Origin of the sequence: Metabacillus indicus (assembly GCF_046603695.1) — a bacterium.
Classification (GTDB): domain Bacteria; phylum Bacillota; class Bacilli; order Bacillales; family Bacillaceae; genus Bacillus_P; species Bacillus_P indicus.
The window spans coordinates 146,798-170,392 of record NZ_CP176757.1; the positions used below are offsets into that span (position 1 = coordinate 146,798).

39 protein-coding genes and 1 rRNA gene are annotated in these 23,595 nt (G+C 44.2%); 38 read left to right on the forward strand and 2 right to left on the reverse strand.

Annotated features, from left to right (window positions below):
• Positions 1-3 precede the first annotated feature (3 nt).
• From rpsS to ACK1LH_RS00940, 35 genes are all read left to right on the forward strand, one after another.
• On the forward strand, positions 4-282 hold the full coding sequence (gene rpsS / locus ACK1LH_RS00770) for a 30S ribosomal protein S19 (RefSeq protein ID WP_029282824.1): 279 nt from the start codon (positions 4-6) through the stop codon (positions 280-282).
• Positions 283-299: 17 nt separating this feature from the next.
• On the forward strand, positions 300-641 hold the full coding sequence (rplV, locus tag ACK1LH_RS00775; protein WP_029282822.1) for a 50S ribosomal protein L22: 342 nt from the start codon (positions 300-302) through the stop codon (positions 639-641).
• 3 nt (positions 642-644) lie between these two features.
• Positions 645-1,301 carry a 30S ribosomal protein S3 gene (gene rpsC, locus ACK1LH_RS00780; RefSeq protein ID WP_029282820.1) on the forward strand — a complete coding sequence of 219 codons (657 nt, stop codon included), beginning with the start codon at positions 645-647 and terminating at the stop codon, positions 1,299-1,301.
• 2 nt (positions 1,302-1,303) lie between these two features.
• Entirely contained in the window at positions 1,304-1,738 is a 435-nt protein-coding gene (gene rplP / locus ACK1LH_RS00785; protein ID WP_029282818.1) for a 50S ribosomal protein L16, read from the forward strand.
• On the forward strand, positions 1,728-1,931 hold the full coding sequence (rpmC, locus tag ACK1LH_RS00790; RefSeq protein ID WP_029282816.1) for a 50S ribosomal protein L29: 204 nt from the start codon (positions 1,728-1,730) through the stop codon (positions 1,929-1,931). Before rplP ends, rpmC begins: the two co-directional genes overlap by 11 nt.
• A gap of 20 nt (positions 1,932-1,951) precedes the next feature.
• Entirely contained in the window at positions 1,952-2,218 is a 267-nt protein-coding gene (rpsQ, locus tag ACK1LH_RS00795) for a 30S ribosomal protein S17 (protein ID WP_029282815.1), read from the forward strand.
• 38 nt (positions 2,219-2,256) lie between these two features.
• The gene (rplN, locus tag ACK1LH_RS00800) at positions 2,257-2,625 is read left to right on the forward strand and encodes a 50S ribosomal protein L14 (protein WP_029282813.1); all 369 of its coding nucleotides are present in this window, start codon (positions 2,257-2,259) and stop codon (positions 2,623-2,625) included.
• A 39-nt stretch (positions 2,626-2,664) separates the two neighbouring features.
• Positions 2,665-2,976 carry a 50S ribosomal protein L24 gene (gene rplX, locus ACK1LH_RS00805; RefSeq protein ID WP_029282810.1) on the forward strand — a complete coding sequence of 104 codons (312 nt, stop codon included), beginning with the start codon at positions 2,665-2,667 and terminating at the stop codon, positions 2,974-2,976.
• A 24-nt stretch (positions 2,977-3,000) separates the two neighbouring features.
• Complete coding sequence (rplE, locus tag ACK1LH_RS00810; protein WP_029282808.1) at positions 3,001-3,540, forward strand: 50S ribosomal protein L5; 540 nt, start codon at positions 3,001-3,003, stop codon at positions 3,538-3,540.
• A 21-nt stretch (positions 3,541-3,561) separates the two neighbouring features.
• Positions 3,562-3,747 carry a 30S ribosomal protein S14 gene (rpsN, locus tag ACK1LH_RS00815; RefSeq protein ID WP_010285078.1) on the forward strand — a complete coding sequence of 62 codons (186 nt, stop codon included), beginning with the start codon at positions 3,562-3,564 and terminating at the stop codon, positions 3,745-3,747.
• Positions 3,748-3,779: 32 nt separating this feature from the next.
• On the forward strand, positions 3,780-4,178 hold the full coding sequence (gene rpsH / locus ACK1LH_RS00820; RefSeq protein WP_029282804.1) for a 30S ribosomal protein S8: 399 nt from the start codon (positions 3,780-3,782) through the stop codon (positions 4,176-4,178).
• A gap of 31 nt (positions 4,179-4,209) precedes the next feature.
• The gene (rplF, locus tag ACK1LH_RS00825; RefSeq protein WP_029282802.1) at positions 4,210-4,746 is read left to right on the forward strand and encodes a 50S ribosomal protein L6; all 537 of its coding nucleotides are present in this window, start codon (positions 4,210-4,212) and stop codon (positions 4,744-4,746) included.
• Positions 4,747-4,779: 33 nt separating this feature from the next.
• Positions 4,780-5,142: a 50S ribosomal protein L18 gene (rplR, locus tag ACK1LH_RS00830; RefSeq protein WP_029282800.1), complete on the forward strand. Its 363-nt coding sequence runs from the start codon at positions 4,780-4,782 to the stop codon at positions 5,140-5,142.
• A gap of 23 nt (positions 5,143-5,165) precedes the next feature.
• Positions 5,166-5,666, forward strand: a complete 501-nt coding sequence (rpsE, locus tag ACK1LH_RS00835) for a 30S ribosomal protein S5 (RefSeq protein WP_029282798.1) — start codon at positions 5,166-5,168, stop codon at positions 5,664-5,666.
• A 13-nt stretch (positions 5,667-5,679) separates the two neighbouring features.
• The gene (gene rpmD, locus ACK1LH_RS00840) at positions 5,680-5,862 is read left to right on the forward strand and encodes a 50S ribosomal protein L30 (RefSeq protein WP_029282796.1); all 183 of its coding nucleotides are present in this window, start codon (positions 5,680-5,682) and stop codon (positions 5,860-5,862) included.
• Positions 5,863-5,894: 32 nt separating this feature from the next.
• Positions 5,895-6,335 carry a 50S ribosomal protein L15 gene (gene rplO, locus ACK1LH_RS00845; protein ID WP_203289336.1) on the forward strand — a complete coding sequence of 147 codons (441 nt, stop codon included), beginning with the start codon at positions 5,895-5,897 and terminating at the stop codon, positions 6,333-6,335.
• The gene (gene secY / locus ACK1LH_RS00850) at positions 6,335-7,630 is read left to right on the forward strand and encodes a preprotein translocase subunit SecY (protein WP_029282792.1); all 1,296 of its coding nucleotides are present in this window, start codon (positions 6,335-6,337) and stop codon (positions 7,628-7,630) included. Before rplO ends, secY begins: the two co-directional genes overlap by 1 nt.
• Before the next feature lie 56 nt (positions 7,631-7,686).
• Positions 7,687-8,340: an adenylate kinase gene (locus tag ACK1LH_RS00855; protein ID WP_411334278.1), complete on the forward strand. Its 654-nt coding sequence runs from the start codon at positions 7,687-7,689 to the stop codon at positions 8,338-8,340.
• Positions 8,337-9,083, forward strand: coding sequence for a type I methionyl aminopeptidase (gene map / locus ACK1LH_RS00860; RefSeq protein ID WP_029282789.1), 747 nt, complete (start codon positions 8,337-8,339; stop codon positions 9,081-9,083). Before ACK1LH_RS00855 ends, map begins: the two co-directional genes overlap by 4 nt.
• Positions 9,084-9,101: 18 nt before the next feature.
• Positions 9,102-9,410, forward strand: coding sequence for a KOW domain-containing RNA-binding protein (locus ACK1LH_RS00865; RefSeq protein ID WP_029282787.1), 309 nt, complete (start codon positions 9,102-9,104; stop codon positions 9,408-9,410).
• A 3-nt stretch (positions 9,411-9,413) separates the two neighbouring features.
• Positions 9,414-9,632 (forward strand): translation initiation factor IF-1, encoded by a 219-nt coding sequence (gene infA / locus ACK1LH_RS00870; protein WP_028390440.1) that lies wholly within the window; start codon positions 9,414-9,416, stop codon positions 9,630-9,632.
• A 32-nt stretch (positions 9,633-9,664) separates the two neighbouring features.
• The gene (gene rpmJ, locus ACK1LH_RS00875; RefSeq protein WP_003156543.1) at positions 9,665-9,778 is read left to right on the forward strand and encodes a 50S ribosomal protein L36; all 114 of its coding nucleotides are present in this window, start codon (positions 9,665-9,667) and stop codon (positions 9,776-9,778) included.
• Between the two features lie 22 nt (positions 9,779-9,800).
• Positions 9,801-10,166 carry a 30S ribosomal protein S13 gene (rpsM, locus tag ACK1LH_RS00880; protein ID WP_029282779.1) on the forward strand — a complete coding sequence of 122 codons (366 nt, stop codon included), beginning with the start codon at positions 9,801-9,803 and terminating at the stop codon, positions 10,164-10,166.
• A 21-nt stretch (positions 10,167-10,187) separates the two neighbouring features.
• The gene (gene rpsK, locus ACK1LH_RS00885; RefSeq protein WP_029282777.1) at positions 10,188-10,577 is read left to right on the forward strand and encodes a 30S ribosomal protein S11; all 390 of its coding nucleotides are present in this window, start codon (positions 10,188-10,190) and stop codon (positions 10,575-10,577) included.
• A 190-nt stretch (positions 10,578-10,767) separates the two neighbouring features.
• Entirely contained in the window at positions 10,768-11,712 is a 945-nt protein-coding gene (locus tag ACK1LH_RS00890; protein WP_029282775.1) for a DNA-directed RNA polymerase subunit alpha, read from the forward strand.
• 79 nt (positions 11,713-11,791) lie between these two features.
• The gene (gene rplQ / locus ACK1LH_RS00895; protein WP_029282773.1) at positions 11,792-12,154 is read left to right on the forward strand and encodes a 50S ribosomal protein L17; all 363 of its coding nucleotides are present in this window, start codon (positions 11,792-11,794) and stop codon (positions 12,152-12,154) included.
• 179 nt (positions 12,155-12,333) lie between these two features.
• Positions 12,334-13,176 carry an energy-coupling factor ABC transporter ATP-binding protein gene (locus ACK1LH_RS00900; RefSeq protein WP_029282771.1) on the forward strand — a complete coding sequence of 281 codons (843 nt, stop codon included), beginning with the start codon at positions 12,334-12,336 and terminating at the stop codon, positions 13,174-13,176.
• Positions 13,152-14,018, forward strand: coding sequence for an energy-coupling factor ABC transporter ATP-binding protein (locus tag ACK1LH_RS00905; protein WP_029282769.1), 867 nt, complete (start codon positions 13,152-13,154; stop codon positions 14,016-14,018). The genes ACK1LH_RS00900 and ACK1LH_RS00905 overlap by 25 nt, the downstream gene beginning before the upstream one ends.
• Positions 14,015-14,812, forward strand: a complete 798-nt coding sequence (locus ACK1LH_RS00910; protein ID WP_029282767.1) for an energy-coupling factor transporter transmembrane component T family protein — start codon at positions 14,015-14,017, stop codon at positions 14,810-14,812. The genes ACK1LH_RS00905 and ACK1LH_RS00910 overlap by 4 nt, the downstream gene beginning before the upstream one ends.
• A gap of 9 nt (positions 14,813-14,821) precedes the next feature.
• Positions 14,822-15,562, forward strand: a complete 741-nt coding sequence (gene truA, locus ACK1LH_RS00915) for a tRNA pseudouridine(38-40) synthase TruA (protein ID WP_029282765.1) — start codon at positions 14,822-14,824, stop codon at positions 15,560-15,562.
• 153 nt (positions 15,563-15,715) lie between these two features.
• On the forward strand, positions 15,716-16,153 hold the full coding sequence (rplM, locus tag ACK1LH_RS00920) for a 50S ribosomal protein L13 (RefSeq protein ID WP_029282762.1): 438 nt from the start codon (positions 15,716-15,718) through the stop codon (positions 16,151-16,153).
• 20 nt (positions 16,154-16,173) lie between these two features.
• Positions 16,174-16,566: a 30S ribosomal protein S9 gene (gene rpsI, locus ACK1LH_RS00925; RefSeq protein WP_029282760.1), complete on the forward strand. Its 393-nt coding sequence runs from the start codon at positions 16,174-16,176 to the stop codon at positions 16,564-16,566.
• 121 nt (positions 16,567-16,687) lie between these two features.
• Entirely contained in the window at positions 16,688-17,128 is a 441-nt protein-coding gene (locus tag ACK1LH_RS00930) for a DUF2521 family protein (protein WP_029566217.1), read from the forward strand.
• Positions 17,129-17,200: 72 nt separating this feature from the next.
• Positions 17,201-17,914 (forward strand): N-acetylmuramoyl-L-alanine amidase CwlD, encoded by a 714-nt coding sequence (gene cwlD, locus ACK1LH_RS00935; RefSeq protein ID WP_029566216.1) that lies wholly within the window; start codon positions 17,201-17,203, stop codon positions 17,912-17,914.
• A gap of 111 nt (positions 17,915-18,025) precedes the next feature.
• Positions 18,026-19,084 (forward strand): Mrp/NBP35 family ATP-binding protein, encoded by a 1,059-nt coding sequence (locus ACK1LH_RS00940; RefSeq protein WP_029282754.1) that lies wholly within the window; start codon positions 18,026-18,028, stop codon positions 19,082-19,084.
• Positions 19,085-19,250: 166 nt separating this feature from the next.
• On the opposite strand, the gene gerD is transcribed toward ACK1LH_RS00940, so the two are convergent.
• Positions 19,251-19,886 carry a spore germination lipoprotein GerD gene (gerD, locus tag ACK1LH_RS00945; RefSeq protein WP_411334279.1) on the reverse strand — a complete coding sequence of 212 codons (636 nt, stop codon included), beginning with the start codon at positions 19,884-19,886 and terminating at the stop codon, positions 19,251-19,253.
• Positions 19,887-20,028: 142 nt separating this feature from the next.
• Here gerD and ACK1LH_RS00950 point away from each other — a divergent pair, with 142 nt between their 5' ends.
• A complete protein-coding gene (locus tag ACK1LH_RS00950) occupies positions 20,029-20,634 on the forward strand; it encodes a KinB-signaling pathway activation protein (RefSeq protein WP_029282750.1) in 606 nt (201 codons plus the stop codon).
• Between the two features lie 35 nt (positions 20,635-20,669).
• Here the strand turns inward: ACK1LH_RS00950 and pdaB are convergent, their stop codons facing one another.
• The gene (gene pdaB / locus ACK1LH_RS00955) at positions 20,670-21,434 is read right to left on the reverse strand and encodes a polysaccharide deacetylase family sporulation protein PdaB (RefSeq protein ID WP_029282748.1); all 765 of its coding nucleotides are present in this window, start codon (positions 21,432-21,434) and stop codon (positions 20,670-20,672) included.
• 122 nt (positions 21,435-21,556) lie between these two features.
• Between pdaB and ACK1LH_RS00960 the strand changes: the two genes are divergently transcribed.
• Both ACK1LH_RS00960 and ACK1LH_RS00965 read left to right on the forward strand, forming a co-directional pair.
• Entirely contained in the window at positions 21,557-21,769 is a 213-nt protein-coding gene (locus ACK1LH_RS00960) for a hypothetical protein (RefSeq protein WP_029566213.1), read from the forward strand.
• 241 nt (positions 21,770-22,010) lie between these two features.
• A 16S ribosomal RNA gene (locus ACK1LH_RS00965) occupies positions 22,011-23,548 on the forward strand.
• Positions 23,549-23,595: the final 47 nt, after the last annotated feature.

Consider the following 23,595-nt stretch of genomic DNA (forward strand, 5'->3'; position numbering starts at 1 on the left):
AGTATGGGCCGTAGCTTGAAAAAAGGACCATTCGTAGATGAGCATTTATTCAAGAAAGTTGAAAAGTTAAACGAGTCAGAGAAAAAACAAGTGATCAAAACTTGGTCTCGCCGTTCTACTATTTTCCCGCAATTCATCGGTCAAACGATCGCTGTATATGACGGTCGCAAGCATGTTCCTGTATACGTTACTGAAGATATGGTAGGACACAAACTCGGTGAGTTTGCTCCAACACGTACGTATAAAGGCCATGCAGCTGACGACAAAAAAACAAGACGCTAATGAGAGGAGGCTTTTAAATGCAAGCTAAAGCCGTTGCAAGAACAGTACGTATTGCTCCTCGTAAAGCTCGTTTAGTAATTGATCTTATCCGAGGAAAGCAAATCGGTGAAGCGGTAGCGATTCTTCGCCACACACCTAAAACTGCTTCTCCAATTATTGAAAAAGTTCTAAAATCTGCTGTGGCAAACGCAGAGCACAACTATGAAATGGACATTAACAACCTGGTTGTAACTGAAGCTTATGTAGGCGAAGGTCCAACTCTAAAACGTTTCCGTCCACGCGCAATGGGCCGTGCAAGTGCCATCAACAAACGCACAAGCCACATTACAATCGTTGTATCAGAAAAGAAGGAGGGATAATCCGTGGGTCAAAAGGTAAATCCAGTCGGTCTTCGCATTGGTGTTATCCGTGATTGGGAATCTAAATGGTTCGCTGGCAAAGATTATGCTAATCTTCTGCACGAAGACATCAAAGTTCGTGAATATATCAATCAGCGTTTAAGCGATGCATCTGTTTCAAAGATTGAAATCGAGCGTGCTGCTAATCGCGTGAACATTACGATCCACACTGCTAAGCCAGGTATGGTTATCGGTAAAGGCGGTACTGAAGTTGAAGCACTTCGTAAAGCTCTTAACTCACTAACTGGCAAGCGTGTACACATCAACATTCTTGAAATCAAGAGAGCTGATCTTGATGCTAAACTAGTAGCTGACAACATCGCTCGTCAACTTGAAAATCGTATTTCATTCCGTCGTGCTCAAAAGCAAACAATCCAACGTGCTATGCGCGCAGGTGCACAAGGAATCAAAACAATGGTATCTGGTCGTCTTGGCGGCGCTGATATCGCTCGTTCTGAAAGCTACAGTGAAGGAACAGTTCCACTTCACACACTTCGTGCTGATATTGACTATGGTACAGCTGAAGCTGACACTACTTATGGTAAATTAGGCGTTAAAGTTTGGATCTATCGTGGAGAGGTTCTTCCTACTAAGAAGAAAAAAGAGGAAGGAGGAAAATAATTATGTTGTTGCCAAAACGCGTTAAATATCGCAGAGAACACCGTGGAAAAATGCGCGGTCGTGCTAAAGGCGGTACAGAAGTTCACTTCGGTGAATACGGCATTCAAGCTCTAGAAGCTTCTTGGATTACAAATCGTCAAATTGAGGCAGCTCGTATTGCTATGACTCGTTACATGAAACGTGGCGGTAAAGTCTGGATCAAAATTTTCCCTTCTAAGCCTTACACGGCTAAACCTCTAGAGGTCCGCATGGGATCCGGTAAAGGTGCTCCTGAAGGCTGGGTGGCAGTTGTAAAACCAGGAAAAGTAATGTTTGAAATTGCTGGTGTATCAGAAGAAGTAGCACGCGAAGCATTGCGTCTTGCATCTCACAAATTGCCAATCAAAACAAAATTCGTTAAACGCGAGGAAATTGGTGGTGAATCAAATGAGAGCTAATGAAATTCGTGATCTTACCACTGCTGAAATTGAACAAAAAGTAAAATCACTGAAGGAAGAGCTGTTCAACCTTCGCTTTCAATTGGCGACTGGACAACTTGAAAACACTGCTCGCATTCGTGAAGTACGTAAATCGATCGCTCGTATGAAAACTGTGATCACTGAAAGAGAGATCGCTGCTAATAATCGATAATCCTGAGAGGAGGTTGCAGAATGACTGAACGCAACAACCAGCGCAAAGTCTACACTGGACGTGTAGTTTCTGATAAAATGGATAAAACGATCACTGTTCTTGTTGAAACGTATAAGAAGCATTCTTTATACGGCAAGCGTGTTAAATATTCCAAAAAGTTCAAAGCTCATGATGAAAACAACCAAGCTAAAATCGGCGATGTGGTTAAAATCATGGAAACTCGCCCATTATCAGCTACTAAACGTTTCCGTCTAGTTGAAATTGTTGAAGAAGCTGTTATTATCTAATATTGTTCGGATTATATTTCCGAAGGGAGGTAACGTAAATGATTCAACAAGAATCCCGTTTAAAAGTTGCTGACAACTCTGGTGCTCGTGAAGTTCTTACTATTAAAGTTCTTGGCGGATCTGGACGTAAAACTGCTAATATTGGTGATGTAATTGTTTGTACGGTCAAACAAGCAACACCAGGAGGCGTTGTTAAAAAAGGTGACGTTGTTAAAGCAGTAATCGTTCGCACAAAGAGCGGCGCTCGCCGTCAGGACGGATCTTACATCCGTTTCGACGAAAACGCATGTGTAATCATTAAAGATGACAAGAGCCCTCGCGGAACTCGTATCTTTGGACCAGTTGCACGTGAGTTGCGTGAAGGCAACTTCATGAAAATTGTTTCTCTTGCTCCAGAAGTATTATAAATCGAAAATAGATAGCCTTACTAAGGAGGTGCGACTAGGATGCATGTAAAAAAAGGTGATAAAGTAGTAGTGATCTCAGGTAAAGATAAAGGCAAACAGGGTACTGTACTTGCTGCTTTCCCTAAGAAAGATCGCGTGCTTGTTGAAGGCATCAACATTATGAAGAAGCATTCAAAACCTTCTCAATTAAACCCTCAGGGCGGAATTATCAGCCAGGAGGCACCTATCCATGTATCAAATGTTATGCCACTTGATCCTAAATCAGGTGAGCCAACTCGTGTTGGTTTCAAAGTGGTTGATGGCAAAAAGGTACGTGTTGCGAAAAAATCTGGTGAAACTTTAGATAAATAGTAAATAAGGAAGGGAGGTCCTCGCATGAACCGCCTTAAAGAAAAGTATCAAAAAGAAATTACACCTGCTTTAATGAGCAAGTTCAACTATAAATCAGTGATGCAAGTTCCAAAGCTTGAGAAGATCGTAATCAACATGGGTGTTGGTGACGCAGTATCTAACTCTAAAGCTCTTGATACAGCTGTAGAAGAGTTAACTACAATCTCAGGTCAAAAGCCGGTTATCACAAAAGCTAAAAAATCAATTGCAGGATTCCGTCTGCGTGAAGGTATGCCTATCGGTGCGAAAGTAACTCTTCGCGGCGAGCGCATGTATGAATTCCTAGATAAATTAGTTTCTGTATCATTACCACGTGTACGTGACTTCCGCGGTATCTCTAAAAAGTCTTTTGACGGACGCGGCAACTACACTCTTGGTGTTAAAGAACAATTAATCTTCCCTGAAATTGATTATGATAAAGTATCAAAAGTTCGTGGTATGGACATCGTTATCGTTACAACTGCTAACACTGATGAAGAATCTCGTGAGCTTCTTACTCAGTTCGGTATGCCATTCCAAAAATAATCGAAATAGGGAGGCGAAAACGTGGCTAAAAAGTCAATGATTGCGAAACAAAAACGCACTCAAAAGTTTAAAGTACAAGAGTACACTCGCTGCGAACGTTGTGGTCGTCCACATTCAGTTCTCCGCAAATTTAAACTTTGCCGTATTTGTTTCCGTGAACTCGCATATAAAGGTCAAATTCCAGGCGTTAAAAAAGCTAGCTGGTAATACCCCATAATCGGGAAGGAGGTAATTTTGATATGGTAATGACAGATCCAATTGCAGATATGCTTACTCGTATTCGCAACGCGAATATGGTTCGTCATGAAAAATTAGAAATTCCTGCATCGAAAGCGAAAAAAGAGATCGCTGAAATCCTTAAGCGTGAAGGTTTCGTTCGTGATGTTGAATATGTAGAAGATAACAAACAAGGTATCATTCGTATTTTCCTTAAATACGGATCAAACAACGAGCGTGTTATCACTGGCCTGAAACGCATCAGTAAACCAGGATTGCGCGTATACGCTAAAGCTAACGAAGTACCTCGCGTACTTAACGGTTTAGGAATCGCAATCGTATCTACTTCTCAAGGAGTCCTAACAGACAAAGAAGCCCGCGCGAAACAAGCTGGCGGAGAAGTTCTGGCATACGTTTGGTAATAACCTGAAAAAAGAATGGAGGTGTACATGAATGTCTCGTATTGGTAAAAAACCACTTGAAATCCCTGCTGGCGTAACAGTTGCGATCGACGGAAGCACAGTAACTGTTAAAGGACCTAAAGGTGAATTAACTCGTACTTTTAACTCTGATATCAACATTAAGGTTGAAGACAACGTACTTACAGTGACACGTCCTTCTGATCAAAAAGAACATCGTGCTCTTCACGGTACAACTCGCAGCCTTCTTGGAAACATGGTTGAGGGCGTTTCTAAAGGATTTGAAAAAGGTCTTGAATTAGTAGGTGTCGGTTACCGTGCTACTAAATCAGGCAACAAGCTAGTTCTTGCTGTTGGATACTCACATCCTGTAGAAATCGTTCCTGAACAAGGAATCGAAATTGAAGTGCCTTCAAATACAAAAGTAATTGTAAAAGGTACAGACAAAGAGCGTGTTGGAGCTGTTGCTTCTAACATCCGCGCTACTCGTCCTCCAGAGCCTTACAAAGGCAAAGGTATCCGCTACGAAGGTGAATATGTACGTCGTAAAGAAGGTAAAACAGCGAAGTAATATCGCTTAGATGATAAGAAAGGAGTGACCTGGATGATTACGAAACTTGACAAAAACGTTGTGCGTAAGAAAAGACACGGACGTGTCCGCGCAAAATTATCTGGTACAACTGCTCGTCCTCGTTTAAACGTATTTCGTTCTAATCAGCACATCTACGCACAAGTAATTGACGATGCTCAATCAGTGACAATTGCAAGTGCTTCAACATTAGATAAAGACCTTGCTCTTGATGCAAAAAGCAACGCTGAAGCTGCTGCTAAAGTTGGCGAATTAGTTGCTAAACGTGCAATCGAAAAAGGCGTTAAATCTGTTGTATTTGACCGCGGGGGTTACTTATACCACGGCCGTGTTAAGGCTTTGGCTGAAGCTGCTCGCGAAGCTGGTCTAGAATTTTAATAAAAAAAGGAGGGACACAGAGAATGGGTCGTATTGAACCAAACAAATTAGAGCTTGAAGAACGCGTTGTTACAGTAAACCGTGTAGCTAAAGTAGTAAAAGGTGGACGTCGTTTCCGCTTTGCTGCATTAGTAGTTGTCGGCGACAAAAACGGTCATGTAGGTTTCGGTACTGGTAAAGCACAGGAAGTTCCGGAAGCGATTCGCAAAGCGATCGAAGACGCTAAGAAAAACCTTGTTGAAGTACCTATGGTTGGTACTACTATTCCTCACCAAGTCATCGGCAGATTCGGTGCTGGAAACATCCTTTTAAAACCTGCATCTGAAGGTACTGGTGTTATCGCTGGTGGTCCTGTTCGTGCAGTACTAGAATTAGCAGGAGTTAGTGACATCCTTTCTAAATCACTAGGTTCTAACACTCCAATTAACATGATCCGTGCTACAATTTCTGGATTAACAGAACTTAAACGCGCTGATGAAGTTGCGAAGCTACGTGGCAAGTCGGTTGAAGAATTGTTAGGATAAGGAGGGAAACATGATGGCAAACAAATTAGCGATTACCCTCACTCGCAGTGTGATTGGTCGCCCAGAAGACCAACGTATTACTGTTAAAACACTAGGTCTTAAAAAAATGCACCAAACAGTAGTGCTTGATGACAATGCAGCGATCCGCGGCATGATCAACAAAGTATCTCATTTGCTAACAGTTAAAGAACAATAATATAGATCTTCTAATATCAAGGAGGTGTCCCGATGAAACTTCATGAATTAAAACCAGCAGAAGGGTCACGCAAAACACGTAACCGTGTTGGCCGTGGTACTGGTTCTGGTAACGGTAAAACAGCTGGTAAAGGTCATAAAGGACAAAACGCCCGTTCCGGCGGCGGTGTTCGCCCTGGATTCGAAGGTGGTCAAACTCCTTTATTCCAACGTCTGCCTAAACGCGGATTCACAAACATCAACCGTAAAGACTATGCGATTGTCAGCCTTGACAAACTTAATCAGTTCGAAGACGGTGCTGAAGTAACTGTTGAACTTCTAGTTGAAGCTGGAGTAATCAGCAAAGTGAAATCAGGCGTGAAAGTACTGGGCAACGGAAAGCTTGAGAAAAAGCTTACAGTTAAAGCCAATAAATTCTCTGCATCTGCTAAAGAAGCTATCGAAGCTGCTGGCGGTACAGTAGAGGTGATTTAATGTTTAAGACAATCTCCAATTTTATGCGCGTGGGTGATATCCGCAATAAGATCTTGTTCACCCTTCTAATGTTAATTATTTTTCGTATCGGTACGTTCATTCCTGTGCCTAACGTCAACGCTGACGTTTTAAAGGCTCAGGATGAAATGAATGTTTTCGGAATTCTTAACACCTTCGGAGGCGGTGCGCTGTATAACTTCTCGATCCTTGCGATGGGAATTATGCCGTACATTACAGCATCCATCATCGTGCAGTTATTGCAGATGGATGTCGTTCCGAAATTTACTGAATGGTCAAAGCAAGGTGAAGTTGGCCGTCGTAAACTAGCACAATTCACTAGATACTTTACGATTGTACTAGGTTTCATCCAAGCGTTGGGTATGTCTTACGGTTTTAATAATCTCGCTGGGGGATTATTAATTGAAAAACCGGGAATTACAACGTACCTTTTAATTGCAGTTGTCTTAACAGCAGGTACTGCTTTTTTAATGTGGTTAGGAGAGCAAATTACATCCAAGGGTGTGGGTAATGGTATTTCCATTATCATTTTTGCGGGGATTGCAGCAGGAATCCCGACAACTCTTAACCAAATCTATGTGCAGCAATTCCAGGACGCTGGAGATCAGCTTTTCTTGAACATCGTAAAAGTTGCGCTGATAGTATTAGCGGTAATCGCAATTATAGTTGGAGTTATCTTCATTCAACAGGCTCTTCGCAAGATCCCGATTCAATATGCGAAGAACTCAGCAGGCCGAGCTCCTGCGAAAGGTCAGTCTACTCACCTTCCGCTTAAAGTGAATCCTGCCGGTGTTATCCCTGTCATCTTTGCGGTTTCGTTCATTATTACACCGCCAACAATTGCTTCGTTCTTTGGATCCAATGATGTTACAAACTGGATTACAAAAACGTTTGATTATACACAGCCTATCGGCATGGTTGTATATGTTGCATTAATCATTGCTTTTACTTACTTCTATGCATTTGTTCAGGTTAATCCGGAGCAGATGTCAGAGAATCTGAAAAAGCAGGGCGGATATATCCCGGGCATTCGTCCAGGGAAAAATACGCAGGATTATTTAACAAAAACTCTATACAGACTGACGTTTGTTGGTTCACTTTTCTTAGCAGCTATCTCAGTTCTTCCTGTATTCTTTATTAAGTTCGCTAACTTGCCAGCTTCTGCACAGATTGGCGGAACGAGCTTGTTGATCGTAGTAGGGGTTGCTCTTGAAACGATGAAACAACTTGAAAGTCAGCTTGTTAAGCGTCACTATAAAGGATTTATAAAACAGTAAGGTTATGGGACTTGTGTCCCTTTCCTTCTAAATAGAGACTGAGGGGGGTAATATTCTTGAATCTAGTATTAATGGGTCTGCCGGGAGCCGGTAAAGGCACACAGGCAGAACGAATCGTTGAAAAATATGAAATCCCTCATATCTCAACAGGGGATATGTTCAGAGCTGCCATTAAAGGTGAAACTGAGCTAGGTCTTAAAGCAAAATCCTTCATGGATCAAGGTGCTCTCGTTCCTGATGAAGTAACGATCGGTATCGTCCGTGAAAGATTGGGCAAGAATGATTGTGAAAAAGGTTTCCTGCTTGACGGGTTCCCGCGCACAGTTGCTCAGGCTGAAGCTTTGGAAAACATCCTGTCTGATCTTGATAGAAAAATGGATTATGTCATTAACATTGAGGTTGATAAAGACATCCTGATGGAACGTCTTACAGGACGCCGCATCTGCAAACAATGCGGATCAACATATCATCTCGTTTTCAATCCTCCAGCTGCTGTAGGACGCTGCGACAAATGCGGCGGTGAACTTTACCAGCGTGAAGATGACAACGAAGAGACTGTTGCTAACCGGCTTGAAGTAAACCTCAAGCAGACACAACCTTTGCTGAATTTCTATGAAGAAAAAGGATATCTGCGTAACATTAATGGCCAGCAGGACATCAACAAAGTCTTCGCTGACGTTAATGAACTGCTTGGAGGATTAGGTGAATGATCATTTGTAAGACTCCACGTGAAATCGAAATTATGCGTGAGGCTGGTCGCATTGTCGCATTGACCCACCAGGAACTCCAAAAACATATACAGCCTGGAATTACAACAAAAGAACTGGATGCAATTGCCGAAAAGATTATTCGTGCAAACCATGCAATTCCTTCTTTTAAAGGTTATAATGGTTTTCGCGGAAGCATTTGTGCTTCTGTGAATGAGGAGCTCGTTCACGGAATACCTGGAGATCGAGTATTGCGTGAAGGAGACATTATCAGCATCGATATCGGTGCGAAGTATAATGGCTATCATGGTGACTCTGCTTGGACTTATCCTGTTGGAAACATCTCAGAGGAATCCAAAAAGCTTCTTGAAGTGACTGAGGAATCCCTCTACAAAGGTCTGGCTGAAGCCAAACCGGGCGAGAGACTATCCAATATATCACACGCTATTCAGACGTATGTTGAACAGCATCAATTCTCGGTCGTACGTGAATATGTTGGACACGGCGTTGGACAGGATTTACATGAAGATCCGCAGATTCCGCATTATGGTCCGCCAAACAAAGGTCCGAGGTTAAAACCTGGCATGGTCTTGGCGATTGAGCCAATGGTGAATGCAGGAAGCCGATATGTAAGAACTCTTGCTGACAACTGGACAGTTGTTACTCAGGACGGCAAAATGTGTGCTCACTTTGAACACACGATTGCCATTACAGAAACTGGCTATGAAATTTTAACTAAAGCCTAAATCCGCAGGTGATATTGTTTGAACGAAGCCGAATCGAGTCCGCGCATAGGTCAGTTTGTCTATATTACTGAAGGCAGAGAAGCTGGACAATATGCTGTCGTGGTCAGTATTTTAGATGAACGGTTCGTATTTATAGCAGACGGAGAGAAGCGACCCTTCCACTCCCCTAAAAAGAAGAATGTGAATCATCTAGAGTTTATTGATCGCGTATCTCCGGAAGTTCAGAACAGTATAAAAGAAACAGGACGTGTAACAAACGGAAAACTCCGGCATGCCCTGAAGACGTTTGTCAACGAGCAAGCTGCTGATTTGAAGAAGGGAGAATAATGAATGGCGAAAGATGATGTAATTGAAGTTGAGGGTACCGTACAGGAAACATTGCCAAATGCAATGTTCAAAGTAGAGCTTGAGAATGGTCATACGGTATTAGCGCATGTATCTGGAAAGATCCGCATGCATTTTATTCGCATTTTACCTGGAGACAAAGTTACGGTAGAATTATCACCATATGACTTGACTCGCGGCAGAATTACGTACCGTTTTAAATAAAACACTCCGCAACTAAGGAGGTAAGAGAAATCATGAAGGTAAGACCATCGGTTAAACCAATCTGCGAAAAGTGCAAAGTCATCCGCAGAAAAGGTAAAGTAATGGTAATTTGTGAGAATCCAAAACATAAACAAAAACAAGGTTAAAACTGAAGGAGGTGCAGCTTAAATGGCTCGTATTGCTGGTGTAGATATTCCTCGTGACAAACGCGTTGTAATTTCATTAACATATGTTTTCGGTATTGGACGTCCAACTGCTGGAAAAGTATTAGCTGAGGCTGGTGTTTCTGAAGATACACGTGTGCGTGACTTAACAGAAGAAGAACTAGGTAAGATTCGTGATATCGTAGACAAGTTGAAAGTTGAAGGTGACCTTCGCCGTGAAGTATCCCTAAACATCAAACGTCTGATTGAGATCGGCAGTTTCCGTGGCTTACGTCATCGCCGCAGTCTACCTGTTCGTGGTCAAAATACCAAAAATAACGCTCGTACTCGTAAAGGACCTCGTCGTACGGTTGCGAACAAGAAAAAATAAGGTAAAGGAGGTTAACCGACAATGGCTCGTAAAACGAACACTCGTAAGCGTCGCGTAAAAAAGAATATCGAGGCAGGTATTGCTCATATTCGTTCAACATTTAACAACACGATTGTTACTATTACAGACGTACATGGTAACGCTCTTTCTTGGTCAAGTGCAGGTTCACTCGGATTCAGAGGATCACGTAAATCCACTCCATTCGCTGCACAAATGGCTGCTGAAGCTGCAGCTAAAGGTTCAATTGAACACGGTATGAAAACTCTTGAAGTAACTGTAAAAGGACCAGGCGCAGGCCGTGAAGCTGCAATCCGTGCTCTTCAAGCTGCTGGTCTTGAAGTAACAGCTATCAGAGACGTTACTCCGGTTCCACATAACGGATGCCGTCCGCCAAAACGTCGTCGTGTATAATTTTTCTGTATAGATTTTGTATCCCTGTCAATAATGGGTTATGATACAGTTAAAAAGTTCTCGCAGAAAATAACTATTTGTTGTTGTGCACATTCGGGACTTTATAATGGGGAATTTCGGTTAGACACACGCCTTGGAGCTTCATAATCTGTCTAGCCGGGGTTTCGACGTTTTGAAGGAGGGTTTATAGATGATAGAAATTGAAAAACCAAAAATCGAAACGGTTGAAATCAGCGACGATGCCAAGTACGGCAAATTCGTCGTCGAACCACTCGAGCGTGGATATGGTACAACTTTGGGTAACTCCTTACGTCGTATTCTCTTATCCTCACTCCCTGGTGCCGCTGTAACATCAATCCAGATAGATAGTGTACTCCATGAATTCTCTACGATTGAAGGCGTTGTTGAAGATGTGACTACGATCATCTTAAACATTAAAAAACTTGCTCTTAAGATCTATTCAGAGGAAGAAAAAACGCTTGAGATCGATGTACAGGATGAAGGAGTTGTAACGGCTGCAGATATTACTCACGACAGTGACGTTGAAATTCTAAATCCGGACCTTCATATTGCTACATTAGCGAAGGGTGCACATTTCCGTATGAGATTGACTGCGAAACGCGGTCGCGGATATACTCCGGCTGATGCAAACAAAAGAGAAGATCAGCCAATCGGCGTTATCCCAATCGATTCTATTTACACACCTGTAGCACGCGTGTCCTATCAAGTTGAAAATACACGTGTTGGTCAAGTGTCAAACTATGATAAACTTACTTTTGATGTGTGGACTGACGGAAGCACAGGTCCGAAAGAAGCTATTGCACTTGGTGCAAAGATTCTGACGGAACACCTTAACATCTTCGTTGGGCTTACAGATGAAGCTCAAAACGCAGAGATTATGGTGGAAAAGGAAGAGGACCAAAAAGAAAAAGTTTTAGAAATGACGATCGAAGAATTGGATTTGTCAGTTCGTTCTTATAACTGTTTAAAACGTGCAGGCATTAACACTGTACAGGAGCTTGCTCATAAAACAGAAGAAGATATGATGAAAGTTCGTAACTTAGGTCGTAAATCTTTGGAAGAAGTGAAAGCGAAACTAGAAGAACTTGGCTTAGGTCTTCGTAAAGACGACTGACGACTAGTTAACAAGTTAACTAGCGTTTTCGCGTGTTTCTAAAATTAACACACAGTACTAACGAAGGAGGGAACACATAATGCCTTACAGAAAATTAGGACGTACAAGTGCTCAGCGTAAAGCGTTACTTCGTGATCTTACTACAGATCTAATCATCAGCGAGCGCATTGAAACTACTGAGGCTCGTGCGAAAGAATTGCGTTCAACTGTAGAAAAAATGATTACTTTAGGTAAACGTGGGGATCTTCATGCCCGCCGCCAAGCTGCTGCTTACATCCGTAACGAGGTAGCTAACGAAGAAGGCACGCAAAATGCACTTCAAAAACTATTCAGTGACATCGCACCGCGTTACTCAGAACGCCAAGGCGGTTACACGCGCATAATGAAACTTGGACCTCGCCGCGGCGACGGAGCACCAATGGTCATTATCGAATTAGTTTAATCATTATTTTCTTTACTCAGAGGGCGGGTCAGTTTTCCTGAAAACTGGATCTATGCCCTTTTTTTGTACACTCAGACAGCCTCTCATGGTCATGAGGGGCCCATGAGTGCCGCAGCAGAGACAGAATAGAAGAGCATGGCTTTTGCGCCTGCGCAGGAGTACAGGTGAGGGAGGCAGCGATGGAAGAGACAATTATTGAAGTGGATCAGGTTACATTTCAGTATCATGAAGACGATGCAAGACCCGCCCTTAACGCTGTTTCGTTAAGTGTGAAAAAAGGCGAATGGCTTGCTGTTGTCGGACATAATGGTTCCGGCAAATCAACCCTTGCCAGAGTCCTCAACGGTCTTATACTGCCGCAGCACGGCCGCGTCGCCGTAAACGGCATTCCATTAAATGAAGACTCGATTTGGGAAGTGCGCAAACAAGTCGGAATGGTGTTTCAAAACCCGGATAATCAATTTGTAGGAACGACGGTTAAAGATGATGTGGCTTTTGGTTTAGAAAACCACGGAGTGCCGCGGGAAGAAATGAAAAAGCGCGTCGAATGGGCTACTCAAAAAGTGAAGATGGAAGAATTTCTGGGTCAAGAGCCGCACCATCTTTCAGGAGGCCAAAAGCAGCGCGTGGCCATTGCGGGCGTCATTGCCGTTCAGCCGCAGATCATTATTTTAGACGAGGCTACATCGATGCTTGATCCGCAGGGAAGAAGCGAAGTGATGGAGACTGTGCGCGAGCTTAACAGACAGGGAATTGTAACGGTCATTTCGATTACACACGACCTTGAAGAGGCCGCGAAAGCAGACAGAATTATCGTTATGAATGGCGGAGAGAAATTTGCCGAGGGGTCACCTGAAGAGATTTTTAAACTCGACCGCAAGCTGGTTGAAATAGGACTTGATCTGCCTTTTTCTTATCAGGTCAGCATGAAACTGCGAGAAGCAGGCATTGCCCTCTCAAAGAACTACTTAGACGAAGAAAGCCTGGTGAATGAACTGTGGACATTACATTCCAAGAGCTAGAGCACAGATATCAGGCTCGTACGCCATTTGAACGCCTTGCGCTGCATGACATAAACCTTGAGATTAAAGATCGCTCCTTTGTCTCGATCATCGGGCATACGGGTTCCGGCAAATCAACCATTCTTCAGCATCTGAATGGACTGCTTAAGCCTACAAAAGGTTCTCTGACTGTTGGTGATCGTAAAATCCAGGCAGGTAAAAAGATTAAAGATCTGAAACCGGTCCGCAGGGCAGTAGCCATCGTTTTTCAATTTCCGGAGCATCAGCTTTTTGAGGAAACGGTTGAAAAGGACATCATGTTTGGTCCTATGAATTTCGGTGTCCCAGAAGAAGAAGCACGGGAAAAGGCGCGCAATGCTCTCAAACTGGTCGGGCTTCCTGAAAACGTACTTCAGAAGTCACCGTTTGATTTGAGCGGCGGTCAAATGAGACGGGTCGCTATAGCTGGAGTTCTTGCCATAGAGCCTGAAGTGCTTGTGCTTGATGAACCGACTGCAGGGCTTGATCCGAGCGGAAGGAAAGAGATCATGGATCTTTTCTACTCTCTTCATAAGAGCAGGTCACTTACAACTGTTCTTGTCACACACAGCATGGAGGATGCCGCCCGCTATTCAGACGAAATTGTTGTGATGCATAAAGGCACCGTTCAGATGAAAGGCACGCCTGAAGAGATTTTCAGCCAGTCTGAAGTGCTTGTCTCAGCAGGGCTTGATCTTCCTGAAACCGTAAAGCTTCAAAAGACGATTGAGCAGAAGCTCGGGAAAGAGTGGAAAGGGATCTCACTTTCAATCGATGACCTTGTCAGTATGGTTGTACGCGGGATCAAAGGTGATGCCATATGATGAACAGCATGATTATCGGAAAGTATGTTCCCGGCGCCTCGCTCGTTCACAGAATGGACCCCCGTTCAAAGCTCACGATGATCTTTCTGTTTGTTTTCATCGTGTTTTTTGCCAACAATGCGGTGACGTATGCCATTCTCGGATTGTTTACCCTTTTTATCGTCGGTGCGACAAAACTGCCGCCAAGATTTCTATTGAACGGCTTAAAGCCGATCATATGGATCATCCTTTTTACGTTTATTCTGCATATTCTTGTGACAAAAGAAGGTCCTGTCCTGTTTGAAGCCGGCTTTCTTGCGGTTCACAGGGAGGGAGTGATCCAGGGGATTTATATTTCCCTCAGATTTCTGTTTCTTATCCTGCTCACGACCATCCTTACGTTGACGACAACACCGATTGAAGTTACAGACGGAATGGAAAGCCTGCTGCATCCTTTTAAAAAAATCGGTCTCCCGGTCCACGAACTTGCGCTGATGATGTCGATCTCACTCCGGTTTATTCCGACGCTTATGGAGGAAACGGATAAAATCATGAAAGCGCAGATGGCAAGGGGAGCAGACTTTACTAGCGGACCGATTAAACAAAGAATCAGCGCCATCATTCCGCTGCTTGTGCCGCTGTTTATCAGCGCCTTTAAGAGGGCGGAAGAGCTTGCTGTTGCGATGGAGGCAAGAGGCTACCAGGGCGGCGAAGGAAGGACGAAGCTTCGCGAGCTGACGTGGAGAGCCCTTGATACGATCATACTCGGCCTGCTGATTGCTGTAGGCATTGTTCTATTACTACTGCGTTCATAGGAGTTTACAATGAGGGTAAAATGCACCGTTTCATATGACGGAACAGGATTCAGCGGATTTCAGATTCAGCCCGGACAGAGGACCGTTCAGGGTGAAATTGAAAGAGGCCTGAAAAAACTGCATAAAGGGCAGGAAGTGAAAGTTTTTGCATCAGGCAGAACTGATGCAGGTGTTCATGCCATCGGCCAGGTCCTGCATTTTGATACAGAGATCTACATTCCGGAGAGCAGATGGCCGAATGCCTTAAATTCGCTTCTTCCAGGAGATGTGGCTATTCAGGCTGCAGCATTTATTGAAGAAGACTTTCATGCAAGGTACCATGTCCGTGCAAAGGAATACCGCTATAAAGTAAGCCGCTCGGAAGTCAGGGACGTGTTCAGCCGGAATTATGCGTATCATTATCCGTATAAACTTGATTATGTGAAAATGCGGGAAGCGATAAAGTTTCTGATCGGCACCCATGATTTTACAAGCTTCTGTTCAGCTAAAACAGATAAAGAGGACAGAATCAGAACTTTATATGATATCGAATTTTACGAAGAAGACGATGTTCTGACATTCCGGTTTGTCGGTGACGGATTCCTCTACAATATGGTCAGAATCCTTGTCGGAACCTTGATAAATGCCGGGCGGGGAGTGCTGGATCCTTACCGGATTCCAGACATCCTGAAGGCGCGTGACCGTTCCCTGTGCGGGAAAACAGCCCCGGGTTCCGGATTATATTTATGGAAAGTTTACTATGACAACTAAACCTGGTGTAACATTATCTTGACAATGTTGCCAGGACGTTATAAACTATCATATGGTATGTATTTCAACCCCACAAATAAGCCCCGGAAGAGTTTATCTGTGTTTTGAAATAGAATGATTAAATTTAAAATGAAAGATATTGGAGGGAAAATCATGCGTACAACATATATGGCGAAAGCAACTGAAGTTGAACGTAAATGGTTCGTGGTAGATGCTGCAGGCAAAACTCTAGGTCGTCTTGCCAGCGAAATCGCATCTGTTCTTCGCGGAAAACACAAACCAACTTATACACCACACGTAGACACTGGTGATCATGTAATTATCATCAATGCAGCACAAATCGAACTGACTGGAAAGAAACTGACTGACAAGATCTACTACCGTCACAGCCAATTCCCAGGCGGACTAAAATCAAGAACTGCTCTTGAAATGCGTACAAACTACTCTGAGAAAATGCTTGAACTAGCAATTCGCGGAATGCTTCCTAAAGGTTCTCTAGGACGTCAAATGTACAAAAAGCTGCATGTATACGCAGGCAGCGAGCATCCACACCAAGCACAACAACCTGAAGTTTACGAACTTCGCGGTTAATTATTAAGGAGGTTATTAATTTGGCACAGGTTCAATATTACGGTACTGGCCGTCGTAAAAGCTCAGTAGCGCGTGTTCGTCTCGTTCCAGGCGAAGGCCGTATTGTTATCAACGATCGTGAAGTAAAAGACTATATCCCATTCGCAGCTCTAATCGAAGACATCAAACAACCGCTTAACTTAACTGAAACAGCTGGAAGCTATGATGTTTTAGTAAGTGTTAATGGCGGTGGATTCGCTGGCCAAGCTGGCGCTATCCGTCACGGCATCTCACGTGCACTTTTAGAAGCAGATCCAGAATACCGCGGCACTCTTAAGCGTGCAGGTCTTCTGACTCGTGACGCTCGTATGAAAGAACGTAAAAAATACGGTCTTAAAGGCGCTCGTCGTGCACCTCAGTTCTCAAAACGTTAATTTTTTCTTCAAAAACCACAGCGGTTCTGCTGTGGTTTTTTATTTTCCCCAAAGCAGACAATCTTTACCTCGCATGAAACCGTCCCCCGGAAAAACAATAGACTGAGGGGGCATATACATCATGGAAAAGATTACTTCACTTTCAGATAAACGAAGAGAAAAGCAAATAAACTATGAGCGCATCATCCTGAAAGAACTGACTCTCACCCAGCTGAAGGCGAAAGCCTATGAGTGTTTCGGTGTCTACATGCATTCAGGATCGATTGATTATTCCGCCATTGAAGAAGGCTGCATCGACTATTCTATAGAAGCCTTCCTGCTCGGTGCCAGCTACAGCAGATTCGGCTATTACGGCGAACCGCAGAAGTCAGTCAGCATGAGGTCAAGCCGGGAGGAAAAAGAGTTAACTGACCAACTATTTGATTACATGCTCATATGGGGAAACCACGGTGATGATTTTAAAAACGAGTCGGTTTACTATGCATGTGAGCACCTGATTCATTCATGGTGGTCTGAAGGGTTTGAAAAAGGGGCAAAGAGGCTGAAGCTCAGACTTCATTAAAACGCTAATGCCCATTCATATTTCCTGTTTGTCCGCCATATAGTGGTAAAGGACGGGCAGGAGGGTGGAAAAATGAAAAATAAGCTGAGATGGTTCGGCTTTGGCGCAGGCTTCATCTTATTACTTTTATTATTTCAGTTTCAATTTAATAACGACAGCTCTTGGAAGTCGTGGAATCTGCCGCTTACAGGTAAGGTCATCTACATAGATCCCGGACACGGCGGACCTGACGGGGGAGCGGTAGGAACGGAGCATCTGGAAAAAGACATTGCCCTTGCCATTTCAAAGCAGATCAGAGACTATCTGCAGGAACAGGGGGCACTCGTCCTTCTTACAAGAGAAAGAGATACAGACCTTGCGGATAAGAGTACGAAGGGCTATTCAAAAAGAAAAGGCGAGGATCTGAGAAAACGCCTGAAGCTGATTAACGAGTCAGAGGCAGATATGTATTTAAGCATTCATCTTAATGCAATTCCCTCGAGACAATGGAGCGGGGCACAAACGTTCTATCACTCCAAAATGGAGGAAAACCAGGTGCTTGCAAAATTTATTCAGGATGAACTAAGGCGCAACCTGGAGAACACTGACCGTAAAGCCAAACAGATGAATACAATCTACCTGATGAAACACATTGATAAGCCTGGTGCTCTGGTAGAAGTGGGTTTCTTATCTAATCCTGATGAAGCGCGCCTTCTTGGCACAGAGGAATATCAGGATAAAGTGGCGGCTTCTATCTATAATGGCATCCTGCGCTATATGACGAACGAGAAAAATCCTCCCGAGTAGGGATGGATTTTTTGTTTTTATTGCATAGTCTCAGGTATAAAGCCCGGAGTCCCAATTTTCTTTCAAATTATGATATACTGATGAAAACGAATACAACAAAGGGTGGTTAACATGCTGAATGAGCAAACAGCTCGCAAAATTGTCGGAGAACTAAATGAACCTTTTTTACATAGAAGCCTTGAAGAACTGAATGCCATAGAAGAAATTTCAATAAAAGCTGAGAAAAACCATATCAGCATGAAAATCGGTATTGCCAAGACAGGTACGTCTGAGCAGATGCAGCTTCAGCAGGAGATTGTCGCTAAACTCAAAGAAGCAGGCGCAGGCACAGTCGGTCTTCGCTTTACAGAGCTTCCCCAGGAAGTAACAGCAAAATATCAGGCGCCTAAACAAGAAGATCCTTCTTTGCTGTCATCAGCCAAGCAGCCTGTCTACATTGCAATTGCCAGCGGTAAAGGAGGCGTCGGTAAATCGACTGTTTCCGTTAATTTAGCTGTGGCTCTTGCCCGTCTCGGCAAAAAAGTCGGACTTATTGATGCGGATATCTACGGATTCAGTGTGCCGGACATGATGGGTATTACGAAACGCCCTGTTGTCAGGGGAGAGAGAATCATTCCGGTTGAGCGTTTTGGCGTCCAGGTCATCTCTATGGGCTTTTTTGTAGAGGATAATGCACCGGTCATCTGGAGAGGGCCTATGCTTGGAAAAATGCTTAATAACTTCTTTCAGGAAGTAGAGTGGGGAGACCTTGACTACCTGCTTCTCGACCTTCCTCCGGGCACTGGAGACGTAGCGCTTGATGTCCATGCGATGCTTCCTTCCTGCAAAGAAATCATTGTAACGACTCCGCATCCTACAGCTGCTTTTGTTGCAGCAAGAGCGGGTGCTATGGCGCTTAGAACAGATCATGAAGTAGTCGGTGTCGTTGAAAATATGTCTTATTTTGAAAGCAGAACAACAGGGGAGAAAGAGTATGTCTTCGGCAAAGGCGGAGGAGAAAAACTTGGACAGGAGCTTAATGTTCCGGTGCTTGGAAACATTCCGCTGCAGCAGCCTGACTGGAACGAAAAGGACTTTGCTCCTTCCGTATATGCAGCAGATCATCCTACTGGAGAGATTTACTCATCAATCGCTAAAAAGGTTGCAGAGATTGTGCCTGTAAATGTATAAACAAAAGCGCCAAAGGTTTGGCGCTTTTCTAAAGATGTATGACATGTAGAGCTTGATTGTCCAGCGACTCGGTACTCCGTCAGAACGGATCCGGCGGAAAAGTCAAATCCGGACTTTTCTTCCGGGTCCTTTTCTGCCTGTTGGACCTTGAGCAGTGCGATTTTCTCTATTGGCCGCCTTGTCCGGATTCTTCGGACTTGCCGCCTTGTCCGGAGTCTCCTTCGCTTCCGCCTGAGCCTCCACCCTGCTTGTTCATTTCTTTCGCAGCTTTCGTCAGACTTTCCTCCAGTTTGGCTTTAAACAGGGGACTTTCAATCGTCTCTGTGATGACCTCCTGAAGGTGTTTGCGGTATTCCTGGCTTTGGAGAACCTTCATCGTCTGTTTCTCCATCTCGGGATTTTCAAGGACGCCAATGAGCATTTTTTGATACTCCGGGTCTTTCATGAGCCCTTTAATAACCTTCTCGTGTTCAGTCTGAAGGCTTTTTGCAAAGCTTTCACTGAACTTTGGGTCTTCAAATGTTTTTTTCCAGAACTCCTGTCCTTTTTCAGACGTCAGGGTTTTGGAAATGGTGTCAGAGACAATTTTCTGATCCATAATCAGGTTTTGCTTCATATCATCATTTTTAAGAATTTCCTGAATGGCTTTTTTTCCGTCATCGGTTTTTAAAATATCGACAACCATTTTCTTTGTTTCTTCATAATCGAGCTGTCCTGAAGGCTGATCTTTAGGTGCGCAGCTCGCAAGGAAAAAACACATGGCTGTAAGTGTCAGAATTGAGAGCAACCTTCGCTTTTCCATCATGCAAAGCTCCTTTCCATTTAGAGTTGCTTATTTCTAATATGAATGAATCGGCCTGTTTTAATACTGGTAATTAACATGGCTTTTTACAAAAGACACTGGTAAAATTTTTGGAGTAGAATACATATTGGGGGATACAATTGTGAACAGTAGAAATTGGGTTCGGTTATTTTTATCGACTCTGCTTGTTGGCGGCATCACTACGAGTATTACTGGTTTTGCCTTAAGATGGGGAGATTATAAAGAGTTTTTCTTGTCGTTTGACATTGTTGAGATTCTTTCCATATTGCTTTGGCTTGTCGGAGTCGGATTTATTTTCAGCATCATCAGCCAAATGGGGTTTTTCGCCTATTTGACGATTCACCGGTTCGGACTTGGAATCTTTCGGACGGCTGCTTTATGGAATGCCATTCAGATTGTTCTGATCCTGTTTGTCATCTTTGATCTCGTCTATTTCCGCTATCAGCTGTTCGCAGCAGAGGGTGAATCCGTTGTTCCTTATCTTATGGTTGCCTTATTTTTGCTGTTATTCAGTGCAGCGGTCGCTTATATCAAGATGAAACAGACAAACAAAATGGCTTTCATACCGGCCCTGTTTTTTATGACAGTCGTTACAACGGTCGAGTGGGTGCCTGCATTGCGTGTAAATGAAGGTGACTGGCTGTACTTAATGCTGATTCCGCTGCTTATATGCAATGCCTATCAGCTGCTGCTCTTATCTAAATTATCTCAAGCTAAAAAAAGCTGAGCCCTGTAATTCCGGGCTCAGCTTTTTTCATAAGATTATTTCACTTCCGTTGATTTGGCTGTTCCTCCCGAAATTAAATCCGCTACCGTTACGTTATTCAGACCTTTTTGCTTCAGCCCTTCAACAATTTGCGGAAGTGCCTTCTGTGTCTGCTTGGCGGAATCAGAGGCATGAAGCAGGATAATATCTCCTCCCTGAACCGCATCGTTTACATTTTTCACAATGGTGCTGACACCTGGATTGGTCCAGTCATCTGAATCTACACTATAATGAACGACAGTGTATCCGTATCTTTCGGCTATCGTCAGAATCTCCTGATTGAAGTTGCCTGTTGGCGGCCGGAGAAGTTTTATATCTTTCAGTCCGAGTTCGCTGAATACATCCTGCGCCATGAGAATATCACGCCGTATTTCATCTGCCTCAAGCGAGGTGTAGTTTTTATAGGCATATCCCATGCTCCCGACCTGGTGTCCATCCTTTACAATTTGTTTCACTATCTCAGGGTGCCGCTCAGCCCAGGCTGCAGATAGAAAAAACGTCGCATTCGTCACACCATTTTTCTTGAGGGTATCAAGAATCGGCTTTGCCTTTTCATCCCCCCAGCTGATGTCAAACGTAAGGGAAACGCTGTTTGCTTTCTCTTCTCCCCTGAAAACAGCCTTTGGTCCGTCTGCTGTTGAGAAAACGGGAAATTGAAGGACATTTTCTATATATAGAATACCGGCAGTAAAGAGAGCGGCAATGACAATGATGAGCAGCTGTTTCACTTTTTTTATATGCAGTACATAGAAATTGTTCATTCTGATCAGCCCCGTCCCTAATGTTCTTGTCTCATATGTATGCCAAGCTGTGAAGAATATGATTAGAAAAATTCAAGTTGTGCCATAATGATAAAACTTACGCATCTTTAGAGGAGGATCACATGTCAAAAGGGTTTATCTTCAATGATAAAGAAGCTCAGGAAATGGAGCTGCTGCTTGAACAGGAACTTCAGATCATAAGCAATATTCTTATTGACGACAGTCTCACATTTGTTCAAAAAAGATCACTTCTTGAAAAAAGAGAATTGCTGGGCAACTTATACAAAATCATAAGCGGGAAAATTGATTTTCATTTTATGAAAAATAATTTATAAAATATATTGACCTTGAAGTGGAAATGATGGTATATTATTCTTCGTCGCTGAGAAACAAATGGATTTTTAAAGCCTTAAAAAACTTCAAAAAATCCTGTTGACACAGTGATGGTCACCATGTTAAATTATATAAGCCGTCACCAATGACGAGCGAAAATGATCTTTGAAAACTAAACAAAACCAAAAGCGTACCAAACGTTTTAAATTTTTTAAGTCAGCAACATTTATGAGTCACAAATTTTCTTCGGAGAGTTTGATCCTGGCTCAGGACGAACGCTGGCGGCGTGCCTAATACATGCAAGTCGAGCGGACCTCTTCGGAGGTCAGCGGCGGACGGGTGAGTAACACGTGGGCAACCTGCCTGTAAGACTGGGATAACTCCGGGAAACCGGAGCTAATACCGGATACTATGTCAAACCGCATGGTTTGACATTCAAAGACGGTTTCGGCTGTCACTTACAGATGGGCCCGCGGCGCATTAGCTAGTTGGTGAGGTAATGGCTCACCAAGGCGACGATGCGTAGCCGACCTGAGAGGGTGATCGGCCACACTGGGACTGAGACACGGCCCAGACTCCTACGGGAGGCAGCAGTAGGGAATCTTCCGCAATGGACGAAAGTCTGACGGAGCAACGCCGCGTGAGTGATGAAGGTTTTCGGATCGTAAAACTCTGTTGTCAGGGAAGAACAAGTGCCGGAGTAACTGCCGGCACCTTGACGGTACCTGACCAGAAAGCCACGGCTAACTACGTGCCAGCAGCCGCGGTAATACGTAGGTGGCAAGCGTTGTCCGGAATTATTGGGCGTAAAGCGCGCGCAGGCGGTTTCTTAAGTCTGATGTGAAAGCCCCCGGCTCAACCGGGGAGGGTCATTGGAAACTGGGAAACTTGAGTGCAGAAGAGGAGAGTGGAATTCCACGTGTAGCGGTGAAATGCGTAGAGATGTGGAGGAACACCAGTGGCGAAGGCGACTCTCTGGTCTGTAACTGACGCTGAGGCGCGAAAGCGTGGGGAGCGAACAGGATTAGATACCCTGGTAGTCCACGCCGTAAACGATGAGTGCTAAGTGTTAGAGGGTTTCCGCCCTTTAGTGCTGCAGCTAACGCATTAAGCACTCCGCCTGGGGAGTACGGTCGCAAGACTGAAACTCAAAGGAATTGACGGGGGCCCGCACAAGCGGTGGAGCATGTGGTTTAATTCGAAGCAACGCGAAGAACCTTACCAGGTCTTGACATCCTTTGCCACTTCTAGAGATAGAAGGTTCCCCTTCGGGGGACAAAGTGACAGGTGGTGCATGGTTGTCGTCAGCTCGTGTCGTGAGATGTTGGGTTAAGTCCCGCAACGAGCGCAACCCTTGATCTTAGTTGCCAGCATTCAGTTGGGCACTCTAAGGTGACTGCCGGTGACAAACCGGAGGAAGGTGGGGATGACGTCAAATCATCATGCCCCTTATGACCTGGGCTACACACGTGCTACAATGGATGGTACAAAGGGCTGCGAGACCGCGAGGTTTAGCCAATCCCATAAAACCATTCTCAGTTCGGATTGCAGGCTGCAACTCGCCTGCATGAAGCTGGAATCGCTAGTAATCGCGGATCAGCATGCCGCGGTGAATACGTTCCCGGGCCTTGTACACACCGCCCGTCACACCACGAGAGTTTGCAACACCCGAAGTCGGTGGGGTAACCGCAAGGAGCCAGCCGCCTAAGGTGGGGTAGATGATTGGGGTGAAGTCGTAACAAGGTAGCCGTATCGGAAGGTGCGGCTGGATCACCTCCTTTCTAAGGATATGAGGTCGCTTTTGGTTTTTGTTTAGTTTTGAGAGATC